Source organism: Micromonospora sp. C81 (assembly GCF_018070425.1).
In the GTDB taxonomy this organism is placed as follows: Bacteria; Actinomycetota; Actinomycetes; order Mycobacteriales; family Micromonosporaceae; genus Micromonospora; species Micromonospora zamorensis.
This window is the reverse complement of sequence record NZ_JAGPXS010000013.1, coordinates 35,433-47,943: the sequence shown is the minus strand read 5'-3', so window position 1 is coordinate 47,943 and position 12,511 is coordinate 35,433. Positions and strand designations below refer to the sequence as shown.

Sequence of the window (12,511 nt, the reverse complement as noted above, 5' to 3'; positions counted from 1 at the left end):
CGATCATGACCCAGACGGACACCAGGGTGGGCTCGGCTGCTGCCGGGCCCGCCCCGGGCCCGGCCCGGCCGTTCTGGACCAGCCGCCGCCGGGACCAGCTCGCCGGTTACGTGTTCATCGCCCCGCAAATGCTCGGCAGCATCGTCTTCGTGATCCTGCCGCTGATCCTCGTGCTCTGGTACAGCCTGCACGAGTGGAACGTGCTCGCCGGAACCTTCGACTTCGTCGGCACCGACAACTACAAGGCTCTCGCCGATGATCCCAACCTCGGCGAGGTGCTGCGCGCCACCGGGCTGTTCTCCGTCGGGCTGGTGGTGCTCAACCTCGGCCTGGCCCTGCTTCTGGCAGTCCTGCTGAACCAGAAGCTGCGGGGCACGATCGTGTTCCGCACGCTGTTCTTCTCCCCCGTGGTGGTCTCACTGGTGGCCTGGACCATCGTCTGGGGCTTCCTGCTTCAGGACAACGGCGGGATCAACGGCCTGCTCGACACCATTGGCGTGGACGGGCCGAACTGGCTGCGCGGCGAGGGCACCGCGATGGTGTCCGTGATCGTCGTGCAGGTGTTCAAGAACGTCGGCCTGAACATGGTGCTGTTCCTGGCCGCCCTTCAGGGTGTGCCGGGCGAGCTGTACGAGGCCGCCGAGGTGGACGGGGCGAGCCGGATGCGCCAGTTCTGGCGGATCACCGTACCGCTGATCAGCCCCACGATCCTGTTGACGTCGATCATCACCGTGGTCGGGTCGTTGCAGGTCTTCGCGCAGATCTCGGTGCTCACCCAGGGCGGCCCGGGCGCATCGACGACGGTCCTCGTCTACTACCTGTACCAGCAGGCCTTCCAATTCCATCACTTCGGCTACGGCGCCACGCTGTCGATCGTCCTGTTCGCCATCGTGCTCGCCCTCACCGTGCTGCAGTGGCAGATGCGCAAGAGGTGGGTCTTCCATGAGTCGTGACCTGTCCCGCCGGACCAAGCTGGTGCTCTACGGGGTGCTGCTGGTCCTGGCGATCCCGTTCGTCTTCCCGACCTGGTGGATGGTCACCTCGTCGCTGAAGCCGGTGGCGGACATCTTCGCCTTCCCGCCGAAGCTCCTGCCGACCAATCCCCGATTCGACGCCTATGAGCGGGTGTTCGAGTTGCAGCCCTTCGGGCAGCAGTACCTGAACAGCCTCTACATCGCGCTGGTTGTCACGGTCGGCACCATGGCCGTGGCGGCACTGGCCGGGTATGCCTTTGCGCGCATCCGGTTCCGGGGCCAGAACGTGTTGTTCCTGGTCGTCCTCGCGGGCCTGCTCATTCCGAGCGAGGTGACGATCGTGCCGCTGTTCCAGATGTTCTTCAAACTCGGCCTGGTCAACACCCACTGGCCGCTGATCCTGGTGCCGATCTTCGGCGCGCCGAGCGTCCTGGCGACGTTCATCATGCGGCAGTTCTTCATCAGCCTGCCTGGTGAGCTGGAGGAGGCGGCCCGGGTCGACGGGCTGGGCCGATTCGCCACCTTCTGGCGGATCGCCCTGCCGCTGTCGCGGCCGGCACTGGGCGCGGTGGCCATCTTCACCTTCCTGCACAGCTGGAACCTCTATCTGGAACCGATCGTGTTCCTCTCCTCTCCGGAGAAGTTCACCCTGCCCCAGGCGCTCACCCAGTTCGTCGACGCCTACGGCGGCCCCATGTGGGACGTCCAGATGGCCGCGGCGTCGATGACCGCCCTGCCCGTCCTGGTGGTGTTCGTCATCGCGCAGAAGCAGTTCGTCGAGGGCCTCGCGCACACCGGCCTCAAGGGATGACGACACCGGTTGTCGGTATCGACATCGGTGGCACCAAAACGGCAGTCGCGCTCGTCGACCGGGCCGGACGGGTGCTGGAGCGCCGCGAGGCGCCCACGCCCGCCCGGTCCGGGCCCGAGGCGGTGCTGGACGTCGCCGCCCGGCTGGCCACCGACCTGCTCGGCGCGACCGCCGGACCGGTGGGCGTGGGCACCGCCGGCACTGTCGACCCGGCGACCGGCAGCATCCGGTACGCCACCGACAGCCTGCCGGGCTGGACGGGCACCCCGGTCGCCGACGCGCTGGCCACCCGGCTGGGTCGAGGAGTGCGGGTCGTCAACGACGTGCACGCCGCCGCGCTCGGCGAAAGCTGGGCAGGCGCCGGACGGGACCGCGCTCATGTGCTGCTGGTGGCCGTCGGCACCGGGCTGGGCGGGGCGATCATCCGCAACGGCCGGGTCGAGGCCGGCGCCCGCGGGGCAGCCGGCGAGGTCGGGCACCTGCCCGCCCCGGGCGCCGAACGACTGCGGTGCGGGTGCGGCCGCCACGGGCACCTGGAGGCGATCGCCTCCGGCAGCGGGCTGGCCGCCGCGTACGCCATCGAGACCGGCACCCACGTCACCGGGCGGACAGTGGCCGAGCGCGCCGCGACCGGCGACGGGGCCGCCCAGCGGGTCGTGGAGCGGGCCGGAGCCGTCCTCGGCGCGACCCTCGCGGGGTTGGTGGCGCTGCTCGATCCGGACGCTGTCCTGGTCGCTGGCGGGGCCGTCGGCTCCCTGCTGCCCGCCGCGTCCGCCGCCTACTCGGCCGAGGTGCCCGCCGGCTGGGCCGACGTTCCACTGCTGCCCGCCACGCTGGGCGTCGACGCGGTCCTGGTCGGCGCCGCCCGACTGGCCATCGACTGACCCCACATCGAAGGGACCAACAGGTGAACGTGCTCGACGACCTGGCCGGCGGGCTGGTGGTGTCCTGCCAACCGCTGCCCGACGACCCGGACGATCCGATGCGGGATCCGTACGTCCAGGCCAGGGTGGCGGCCGCGGTGGTACGCGGCGGCGCCGTGGCGGTCCGGGTCAACGGGCCGGACGACATCCGGGCCGTACGGGCTGCCGTCGACGTCCCGGTGATCGGGCTGTACAAGCACGGCACCGCTGACGTCTTCATCACCCCGACCGCTGCCCACGCGCTCGAGGTGGCGCTGGCCGGAGCGGAGATCGTCGCGATCGACGCCACCGACCGCCCGCGACCGGACGGCCGCGCCTTCGCCGACACGGTCCGCGTGCTCCGCGAACGGACCGACGCACTGATCCTGGCAGACGTCTCCACCGCCGCCGAGGGCGTCGCAGCCGTCGAGGCCGGCGCGGACGCCGTCGCCACCACGCTGTCCGGCTACACACCGGCCAGCCCACCAACCGACGGGCCCGACCTCGGGCTCGTGGAGCGACTCGTCGCACTGCTGCCCGTGCCGGTGATCGCCGAAGGGCGGTACCGCAACACGGAACAGATCGGCCAGGCCTTCGAGGCAGGTGCCCACGCGGTGGTGATGGGCAACGCCGTCACCTCACCGCTCTGGATCACCCGCCGGCTCGTGCCGGCCACCCCCCTCGCGGCGAGCGCACCGAAATAGAGGAGTGAACATGAGAAGACGCACCCTTCTAGCCACCGGCATGGCCGGGCTGACCACCCTGACCGTGGGCCGGCCCGCATTCGCCGGGCCCGCCAAGCGGCAGCTGACCGTGGCGCTGGTCCCGTTGGACGACCGGCCCGTCAACACGTACGCGGCGCAGATGACCGCGGCCAGCGCCGGCGCCCAGGTGCAGCTGCCGCCACGGGAGTCGCTGGGCCGCTTCTTCACCCCCGGCGACGGCGCCGCCATCGCCCGCTGGCTCGGCACCACCAACGGCGTCGACGGGTACGTGATCTCGGTCAGCATGCTCGCGTACGGCGGCCTCATCGCCTCCCGCACCGCAGCCCCGACGCTGGCCGCCGCCCTGGCGAACCTGGCTGCGATTCGCACCCTGCGCTTCACCCGGCCGGAGGCGGTGATCGAGGTGCACGACACCATCCAGCGCCTCGCCATCACCAGCACGGGCACCGAGCTGGATCGGTACCGCGACCTGCTCGTCTCCTGGGCCAAGCTCTACGACCAGGTGACGAACCTCGGGCAGGAGGAGCTGCGAGCGCAACTCGACGCCGTCCGGGCACAGATCCCCGACCAGGTCGTCGAGGACTATCTCGCCGCGCGGGCCCGCAACCACCAGGTCAACCGGCTCATGGTCGAGTGGGTCGCCGACGGCACCATCAACCACCTCGTGCTCTCTGAGGACGACACCGCGCCGGTCGGCCTGGCCCGTGCCGAGCGGGTGGAACTGGAGGCGCTCGTCGACCAACTCGGCGTCGGCGACCGGGTGGAAATCTTCCCCGGTGCCGACGAGGTCAACGCGCTGCTGGTCGCGCGGGTGATCGCGGCCGGCACCGGCCCCACCTACCGCGTGGAGTACGCCGGCGTCTCCGGTGAGGCCTGGACCGCACAACTGGAGGGCATCCCGTTCGCGGAGAACATCCGGCGGCACGTCACCTCGGTTGGAGGACGGGTCGTCAGCGGCGACGCGGGCATCGTGCTCGCCGTGAACACCCCCTCATCGGCACCCGGGCAACGGGCCGCTGACCTGGACGCCTTCGTCGGGCGGATCGGCAAGCTGCTGGCCGCCGGCACTTCGGTCATCGTGGTCGACCCGCTCATCGTGAACAAGGCCGACCACGACCTGGTCGCGCGGATGGAGAACCACCTGGATCTCGCGGCGCTGCTGTCGTACTCGGGGTGGAACACCGGCGGCAACGCACTCGGCCTGGCGCTCAGCCACGGCACCGCCCGGTGGGCGTACCTCCGCGCCTCCGGCAGCGGGTTCGGCGTGCCCGACCTGCGCGCGCCGGGCCAGGCCCACGCCGAGTACCTGCTCTACCGGTTCGTCAAGGACGACCCGTGGAAGAACATCGTGCAGGTCGAGGCGTACGCGCACGCACGGGCGCAGGGCTGGGACCCGCTCGCTCTCACTCCCGAGCAGAAGACCTACTTCGACGGTTGGGTCAGGGAGCGGCTGGTACCCGTGACCGAGCGGTACTTCGCCGACCACTTCGCGGGGCACCGCATCGTGCTGGGACGGCGAGGCGCGAAGACGTTCACGGCGACGCTGGCTAGCTTCGAGTCAGCGCGTGTCGAGCTGCCGTGGGACCGGCTCTTCGAGGTGGTCCTCGAACCTCGGCTGCGACTGTCCTGACCGGTGACCGTCTGATGCTCCGATAGGACCGTGGAGCATCAGACGGTCAGGTCGGCGCGTACGAGCGCCTTCGCGACAGCGGTTCGCAGAATGTCGTTCGTGCCCTCGGCGACCTGGACGCCGTCGCGGCGAGCCGGAGTGCTCGACTGCGGGCTCGCACTCACTCCCGGACATCGCTGAATATCTTGCTTTCTCGCCTGGTCGCGTCCGTACTGATCGCTAAGAAACCCCACGACGACGAGTTCTCCGCCCCACCCTCGCCCAGTGGATGCCATCGACTACCGTGCCGGGAGTTGATCGCGCCCGCTCCGACCAGCCCACTAGGGAGTATTCGTGCGTCTGCGCACCACAGTCGCCGCTGGTTCGCTCGCACTGGTGATGGCCCTGGCCGTCAGCGGTTGCGACAGTCTCGGCGGCACCGACGACTCCGGCGGTGCCGCGAAGGGGACCACCGGCTCCGCGCCCGGTCAGCCCGACGAGATGGGCACGGTGATCGCGAGCCGGGACATCCAGATCAGCGAGAGCGGCAGTCTGTTCCGGGTGAAGGTGGAGCTGTACCAGCTGCGACGGGACAAGGGGTTCGTCAACCTCAACGTTCGGATGACCCGTACGGATCCGGCGGGCAGCCCGGGACGCTGGCAGATCGCCAGCGCCTTTCAAGGTGAGACCGTCTCGTTGGCCTTCTCCGGCGTGACGTTGGTCGACCGGAAGAACCGCAAGCGGCACCTGGTAGCCCGGGCCGGCGACTCGGATGCGAAACCCGGTCAGGTGACGTACCTCGCTTCGTCGGGCCTCGCCTCAGTCTTCGTCACTCCCGGTCAGTCAGTGGACCTGTACGCCATGTTCGGCGCCCCGCCGGACGACGTCACCGCCGTGGATGTCGTCATCCCTCGTGTCCCGGTGTTCGAGAATGTTCCGCTCGGTTAGCGGGCGTACGGCCCTGGCCGCGACCGCGTTGACCCTCCTGCTGGTCAGCGAACCGGTCGCCGCCTGGGCGGCGCCGACGCCGACACCCACCTCCGGGACCGCGGTCGTGCCCGGGCCCACGCTGGCGGCCGGCGCGCGGGTCGACGCCCCGATCATCGACATCCTGGCACCGACAGACGACATCTACCTGCGTACCGAGGATCTCGACGGCAACAGTCTGGAAGCCGAGTCCGGCGGACGAATCGAGCTGATCCTGGCGGCGGACGTGCTCTTCGCGTTCGGCAAGGCCGACCTCTCGCCGGCAGCCCGCACTCGGCTGGCCGAGATCGCGAGACGACTACGCGCCGAGGCCACCGGCACGGTGCAGATCTTCGGGCACACCGACGCGGTGGGCGACGACGCGCAGAACCTGGCGTTGTCCCTCCGGCGAGCCGAGGCGGTCCGAGCGGTGCTGTCCGCGGAAGGTGGCAGCCAGGTCACCTATGAGATCAAGGGCTTCGGAGAGACCCGGCCCGTCGCGCCGAACACCCTCGGCGGCAAGGACAACCCCAAGGGCCGGGCCAGCAACCGGCGCGTCGAGATCCGGTTCGACAAGTAAGACCGACGGGACCTCTTATACAGATGTTGTCGAGCGGTGGCGGCCCGCCGACACTGCGGGGGAGGCCGGCAGGGCCGCCACAGGCTCATTCCCGGTTCAGCAGGTAAGCCCGGTCCGCGTCGATGGCCACGTCCACGTTGGTTCCCTCGGCCACCGCATCCCGTGGGTCCTTGCCCGACTCGGTCACCGTGACGGTGCCGCCGGTCGTCTCCACCTCGTAGTCGATGCTCGGCCCGTGGAACGTCGACCGCAGCACCACGCCCAGGCCGGTCCCACCGTCGGTGACCGGCGACAACGTCACCGTCTCGGGACGGACCATGAGGTACGCGTCCCCCGATCCGGCCACCACCGTCGAGTGGGCGGGCACAGTCAGCCGCCGGCCGAGCACCGTCACCGTCGCCTTACCGTCGGCGATGCTCTCCGGCACCGTCTCGATGAAGTTGGCCCGACCGATGAAGTCCGCCACGAAGACACTGGCCGGGCGGGCGTAGATCTCGCCGGGCGTCGCCACCTGCTCGACCTTGCCCTTGTTCATCACCACGACCCGGTCGGACATGCTCATCGCTTCGTCCTGGTCGTGGGTGACGTAGATGCTGGTGATCCCGAACATCTTCTGGATGCGACGGATCTCGGTCCGCATGGCGTCGCGCAGCTTCGCGTCCAGGTTCGACAGCGGCTCGTCGAACAGGAGCACCTTCGGCTGCACCACCAGTGCCCGGGCCAACGCGACCCGCTGCTGCTGGCCGCCGGAGAGCTCGTGCGGGCTACGGTCCTCCAGGCCGACGAGGTTCATGCTGGTCACCGCCATCCGCATGCCCTCGGCGATGTCGGCCTTGGTGCGCCGCTGCAGCTTCAGCCCGTACGCGATGTTCTGCGCGACGGTCATGTGCGGGAACAGGGCGTAGCTCTGGAACACCATCGCCATCGGTCGGCGCTGCGGTGGCATGTCGTCGATGGCCTTGCCGTCGAGCAGGATGCTGCCGCTCGTGGCGTCCTCGAAACCCGCCACCATGCGCAGCGTGGTGGTCTTGCCGCAGCCCGACGGGCCCAGCAGGGTGATGAACTCCCCCGGCAGGACGTCGAGCGAAACGCTGTCGACCGCGGTGACGTCCTCGGGACGGCTCCGGAAACGCTTGGTCAGGGCCTCGAGTTGCAGGCGTCCGGTGCTGGCCTCACCACGTCCGGCGGGTGCGAGCGCAGCGGCCTCGGTGGGCGCGGCGACGGTCATCGTTTCGGCCTTTCAGACTTGGCGGTGCGGTGCAGTGCGGCGCCCCCGCCGACGAGCAGTCGGATGATCGCGAAGGCGACCAGGACGAGCACGGTCAGCACCGTGCAGTAGGCGAATGCCACCCCGTACCGGCCGGTGCTCGCGGCGCTGAGCACCTGCGATGTGATGATCTTCGTCTCCGGCGTGACCAGCAGGACAATGGTCGACACGGAGGTCATGCTGCGGGCGAAGCTGTAGCTCAACCCGGTGAGCAGGGCCGGCTTGATCAACGGCAGGGTCACCCAACGGAACGTCTGCAGCGAGTTGGCCCCAAGGTCGGTCGACGCCTGCTCGATCTGCGGATGCAACTGGGTCAGCGCACCGACCGCAGTCCGTTGCCCCGCCGGCACGCTACGGATCACGAACGCCAAGACGATGGCCATCGCGCCGGCGAAGACCGCGCTACCACCCACCAGGCTGGGGAACACCAGGTAGTCGCCGATGTACCGCTCGGGCCGGTAGGCGAGGACGAAGCCGATGCCCAGCACGGTGCCCGGCACGGCGACACCCAGCGTGCCGCCCAGGTCGAGCAGCCAGGCCGTACGTCGCAGGTGGCGAACCACCAGCCAGGCGATGAGCAGGCCGAGGAGGGCGGCGATCGGAGTGGCGATGACCGCGAACGTCAACGTGTCGAGGACGGCCTCCACTCCCACCCCGAGCAGTACCTCCTTGAGGTAATCGAGGGTGAAGGTGTTGTCCACGCCGAACACCTTGGTCACCGAGCCGAGGATGACAGTGCTGTAGATGCTCACGATGATCGCGGCGGCGAACAGCGCCAGGGCGTACACCGGCCACCGGCTCCAGCCGGTGATCAGGTGCACGGAGCCGGACGGTCGGCCGGTGATGGTGGTGCGCACCTTGCGGTTGAGCCACCACCGCTGGCCGAAGTACATCGCCAGGGACGGCACCAGCAGGATCACGCAGTAAACGGCGGCGCTGGTGGTGTCGTACTCACCGGTGACCGCCAGGTAGGCGCGGCTGGCCAGCACCGTGTAGTCGCCACCGAGCACCAGCGGGTTGGCCAGGTCGGCGATCGCCTCCACGAACAGCAGCAGGAACGGGGCGACGAGCCCGGGGGCCAGCAGCGGCAGGATCACGCGGCGCATGATCTGCCAGCGGCTGGCACCCATGTTCATCGCCGCCTCCTCCAGTGCCGGATCCAGGCCCCGCATCATGCCGAGCAGGCCCAGGTACGCCACCGGGAACAGCGACAGCGACAGCACGAACACCAGGCCGTCGAGGCCGTAGATGTCGTACTCCAGCCCGAACAAGCCGTTGCTGATCACGCCGCGCCGGCCGTAGAGCACCACCGTGGCGGTGGCCACCGCGAACGGCGGGCTGACGATCGGCATGAGGGCGATGAGGTGCAGGATCTTCTTGCCCGGCACGTCCAGTCGGGCCTGGACGAACGCGAACAGGAACCCCAGGGCGGTGCCGCACAACCCGACCAGCGCCCCGAGCACCAACGTGTTCCGCAGGATGCCGAGATCGACGGAGGAGCTGAAGAACTCGACGTACCGGGGCAGCGCGTCCGGAGCGAAGGCGGTGGCCAGCACCGCCACGAGCGGGATCGCCGCACCGATCACCACCACCGCCGCGCAGACCCCGACCAGGACCCGCAGCCCCGCGCCGAGGCGGCGGCGCCGCCGCGGCGCGACCGCCTCGGGTGGGGTTGGGGTGATCACCCCGGGATCGGACAACAACGTGGTCATGACTTCGGCGCCTGCGCGACCTCGGTGTCGAACCGCTTGTTGAGCGCCGACTTCGCCTTACCTGCCGCCACCGCGTCGTACTCCACCATCTTGATGCCGGAGAGCGGGACGACCTTGTCCGACACCTTCGCGTCCGGGTTCGTCGGGAACTGGTACGCCTTGACGCTCGGGCCGACCTCCTGCGCCTCGGTGGTGAGGGCCCAGTCGACGAACTTGCGGGCGCTGGTCGGGTTCTTGGCGTTCTTCACCAGGGCGACACCGCCGGTCTCGTAACCGGTGCCTTCCGCCGGGAAACTCAGCCTCAGGTCGGGGAAGCCGGCCTCCATGGTGGCCACGCAGTCGTGCGCGAAGATGACCCCTACCGCGACCTCACCGCGGGCGGTCATCTGGGCGGGCGCCGAGCCGGACTTGGTGTACTGCAGGACGTTCGGGTGCAGCTTGCGCATGTAGTCCAGCGCCTTGCCCTCGTCGCCGCCGGCCAGCTGTACCTGGGTCCAGAGGGTCGTGTACGCGGTGCCCGAGGTCGACGGGTGCGCGATGCCGATGTCCTTGGCGAGCTTCTGGTTGAGCAGGGCCGTCCACGAGTCGGGGAGCCCGATTCCCCGCTCCGTCAGCAGCTTGCTGTTGCTGCAGAAGCCCAGGGCGCCGACGTAGACGCCGGTCCAGGTGCCCTGCGGGTCCTTGTACTTGGCCGGGATGACACCCGCGTTCGGCGAGGTGTAGGCCTCCAGGAGCCCCTCGTCGCCGGCGGAGGCGTACCCGTCGGCGGGCCCCCCGTACCAGACGTCGAACTCCGCGTTGCCCTTGCCGGCCTTGATACGCGCCAGCGCCTCGCCGCTGGAGAGCCGCACGAAGTCGGCCTTCACCCCCGTGGACTCGGTGAACTTCTTCGTGGTCGCCGCGCACCAGTCCTCGGTGGCGCCGCACACCACGTGCACCACACCGCTGTCCTTGCTGGCCTCGGCGCCACCCTCGCGGGCGCAGCCAGCCCCACCGAGCAGCAGCGAGGCCGCCATCGCTGTCGCCAGCAGTGTGCGGTTGCCCCGTATCTTGTTCGTCGCCATGACGTGGTCTCCCCTACTAAGCCGCCCGAATCAATGCGAGTGGTGTGACGGCCACGTTAAAGGCGTGTGAACGGTGCCCCGGTGACGGCGGTGTAAGTAATGGTGACGCCGCCGTCACCTGGCCGCCGGGGAGGCGTCCCCGTCCTCGGCGGTCCCGGCGGCCATCTCGGGCATCAGGTAGCCGACCCCGCGCAGCGTGCGCACGTACGCCGATCCGTTCGGTGTCCCGGCGAGCCGGGAGCGCAGCCGGTACACCGCGGACTTCACCACGTCTCGTCCGCCGATCAGGTCCGTGGTGCCCCAGACCTCCCGCAGCAGGTCCTGCCACGACTGCGGCACGCCGCGGCGCACCGCCAGGTGGTGCAGCAGCTTGAACTCCGTGAACGGCAGGTCGAGCCGGTGCTGCGCCAACGTCGCGGTTTGCGTTGCCGGCTCGATGACCAGCTCACCGACCTGGACCGTGGTGCCCGACCCCCGGCGGCGACGCACCAGCGCCTGCGCCCGCAGCGCCACCTCCCGCGGGTGGAACGGCTTGGTGACGTAGTCGTCGGCACCGTGCTCCAGCCCAGCGATGATGTCGTCACGCTGGGCCAACGCGGTGAGGAACATGATGGGCGCCTCCGAGCGCGCGCGAATCCGCTGACACAGGGCCAGCCCGTCCATCGTGGGCATCATGACGTCCAGCACCACGAGGTCCACCGAATGCGTCCGCAGCAGGTGCAGGGCGGTAGCCCCGTCGTGGGCGGTGAGGACGGTGAAGCCCTGGGTCTGCAGAGCGAACTCCACGATGATCGTCATCTGCGGCTCGTCGTCGACCACCAGCGCGGTAGGCCCACTCCCGGGCTGCTCGCCGGCGCGCGTCACGGCCGGTCCGGCAGGGTCAGGAGGATGGTGGTCCCCCGGGTCGACGCAGTGTGCACCATGATTTCGCCTCCGTGCAGCTCCACGATCGTCTTCGTGATCACCAAGCCGAGGCCGGTGCCGTCGGCCAGCGGCCGACCCGTGGCGAAGCGGTGGAACAGGCGTTGCCGCTCCGCCTGACTCATGCCCGCACCGTCGTCGGATACGTACACCGCCACGCCAGTGTCGATCAGCATGACCCGCACGTCGAGATTCCCGCCGGTCGTGGTGAACCGGCTCGCGTTCGACAGCAGGTTGGTCAGCGCCTGGGTCAGCAGCATCGGGTCGGCCCGGATGCGCGGCATCACCTGGGGCATGTCGAGGCTGATGCGCTGCTGCCGCTGCGCACACAACGGTCGCATCGCGGTCACCACCTCGCGCACCACCACCGACACGTCCACCCTCTCCAGGTGTGGCGTGAACAACCCAGCCTCGATCTTGGCTTGGATCAGCAGGCTCTCGCACAGCCCGATGACCTGCGTACACTGCTGATCCAGGACCTGCAGGAAGCGGGCCTGCGCAGCGGTGAGCGGCCCCGGAGTGCCCTCCCGCAACAGATCGACCGCCCCCTTGATCATGCTCAGCGGGGTCCGCAGCTCATGGCTCAACGCGGTCACCTGCTCCGCCCGCCGCTCCACCAACTGTTCGAGGTGTGCCAGCTCGTTGCTCCTTGCGGCGGCCGTGCGACGCATGCTCAGCGCCATGATCGAAGCGCCGACGACACCGCCGACCACGGAGGCCACCGCCACCACCCAAGCGGTGTCCATGCTCGGCCCTCCTCCCATCGGTGGCCCGCCGAAACGGTCGCGGCCCGGCAGGGACGCGGCGGATGTCGGGACCGTGTTTACAGCCGAGTGAACAGTCGACGTTACCGCCGAGTGAACAGTGGACGTAGGTTAGCTTGCCCCAGGCAACGGCTTGCCGGGCGCGTGCCCCGGCACAGTTCACGCTGGTCAAATGCCGTCTCGGCCGTCTGCCGATCAACCGAACGCCCCGACATG

13 protein-coding genes are annotated in these 12,511 nt (G+C 69.5%); 7 read left to right on the top strand and 6 right to left on the bottom strand.

The annotated features are described in order from the left end of the window. Nucleotides 1-5: 5 nt before the first annotated feature. Genes KBX46_RS20835 through KBX46_RS20815 form a run of 5 tightly spaced genes read left to right on the top strand, consistent with a single transcriptional unit; the run spans nucleotide 6 to nucleotide 5,042 of the window. Nucleotides 6-953, top strand: a complete 948-nt coding sequence (locus tag KBX46_RS20835; protein WP_088949059.1) for a carbohydrate ABC transporter permease — start codon at nucleotides 6-8, stop codon at nucleotides 951-953. Next, nucleotides 943-1,785 (top strand): carbohydrate ABC transporter permease, encoded by an 843-nt coding sequence (locus KBX46_RS20830; RefSeq protein ID WP_088949060.1) that lies wholly within the window; start codon nucleotides 943-945, stop codon nucleotides 1,783-1,785. Before KBX46_RS20835 ends, KBX46_RS20830 begins: the two co-directional genes overlap by 11 nt. Beyond that, nucleotides 1,782-2,669 (top strand): ROK family protein, encoded by an 888-nt coding sequence (locus KBX46_RS20825; RefSeq protein WP_210793740.1) that lies wholly within the window; start codon nucleotides 1,782-1,784, stop codon nucleotides 2,667-2,669. The genes KBX46_RS20830 and KBX46_RS20825 overlap by 4 nt, the downstream gene beginning before the upstream one ends. Nucleotides 2,670-2,692: 23 nt before the next feature. After that, entirely contained in the window at nucleotides 2,693-3,391 is a 699-nt protein-coding gene (locus tag KBX46_RS20820; RefSeq protein WP_210793739.1) for an N-acetylmannosamine-6-phosphate 2-epimerase, read from the top strand. A gap of 10 nt (nucleotides 3,392-3,401) precedes the next feature. Further along, complete coding sequence (locus KBX46_RS20815) at nucleotides 3,402-5,042, top strand: DUF4127 family protein (RefSeq protein ID WP_210793738.1); 1,641 nt, start codon at nucleotides 3,402-3,404, stop codon at nucleotides 5,040-5,042. A 38-nt stretch (nucleotides 5,043-5,080) separates the two neighbouring features. On the opposite strand, the gene KBX46_RS32920 is transcribed toward KBX46_RS20815, so the two are convergent. Beyond that, complete coding sequence (locus tag KBX46_RS32920) at nucleotides 5,081-5,206, bottom strand: hypothetical protein (RefSeq protein ID WP_255508959.1); 126 nt, start codon at nucleotides 5,204-5,206, stop codon at nucleotides 5,081-5,083. Nucleotides 5,207-5,375: 169 nt separating this feature from the next. On the opposite strand from KBX46_RS32920, the gene KBX46_RS20810 reads away from it, so the two are divergent. Beyond that, nucleotides 5,376-5,969, top strand: a complete 594-nt coding sequence (locus KBX46_RS20810) for a hypothetical protein (RefSeq protein ID WP_210793737.1) — start codon at nucleotides 5,376-5,378, stop codon at nucleotides 5,967-5,969. Beyond that, a complete protein-coding gene (locus tag KBX46_RS20805; RefSeq protein WP_157744032.1) occupies nucleotides 5,953-6,567 on the top strand; it encodes an OmpA family protein in 615 nt (204 codons plus the stop codon). The genes KBX46_RS20810 and KBX46_RS20805 overlap by 17 nt, the downstream gene beginning before the upstream one ends. 85 nt (nucleotides 6,568-6,652) lie before the next feature. On the opposite strand, the gene KBX46_RS20800 is transcribed toward KBX46_RS20805, so the two are convergent. The 5 genes from KBX46_RS20800 to KBX46_RS20780 form a co-directional block, all read right to left on the bottom strand. Next, the gene (locus KBX46_RS20800) at nucleotides 6,653-7,795 is read right to left on the bottom strand and encodes an ABC transporter ATP-binding protein (RefSeq protein WP_099855170.1); all 1,143 of its coding nucleotides are present in this window, start codon (nucleotides 7,793-7,795) and stop codon (nucleotides 6,653-6,655) included. After that, on the bottom strand, nucleotides 7,792-9,546 hold the full coding sequence (locus KBX46_RS20795) for an iron ABC transporter permease (RefSeq protein ID WP_210793736.1): 1,755 nt from the start codon (nucleotides 9,544-9,546) through the stop codon (nucleotides 7,792-7,794). The genes KBX46_RS20800 and KBX46_RS20795 overlap by 4 nt, the downstream gene beginning before the upstream one ends. Next, entirely contained in the window at nucleotides 9,543-10,610 is a 1,068-nt protein-coding gene (locus KBX46_RS20790; RefSeq protein ID WP_210793735.1) for an ABC transporter substrate-binding protein, read from the bottom strand. The genes KBX46_RS20795 and KBX46_RS20790 overlap by 4 nt, the downstream gene beginning before the upstream one ends. 114 nt (nucleotides 10,611-10,724) lie before the next feature. Continuing rightward, entirely contained in the window at nucleotides 10,725-11,474 is a 750-nt protein-coding gene (locus KBX46_RS20785) for a response regulator transcription factor (RefSeq protein WP_199177160.1), read from the bottom strand. Then, nucleotides 11,471-12,277: a sensor histidine kinase KdpD gene (locus KBX46_RS20780; RefSeq protein WP_185755338.1), complete on the bottom strand. Its 807-nt coding sequence runs from the start codon at nucleotides 12,275-12,277 to the stop codon at nucleotides 11,471-11,473. Before KBX46_RS20780 ends, KBX46_RS20785 begins: the two co-directional genes overlap by 4 nt. Nucleotides 12,278-12,511: the final 234 nt, after the last annotated feature.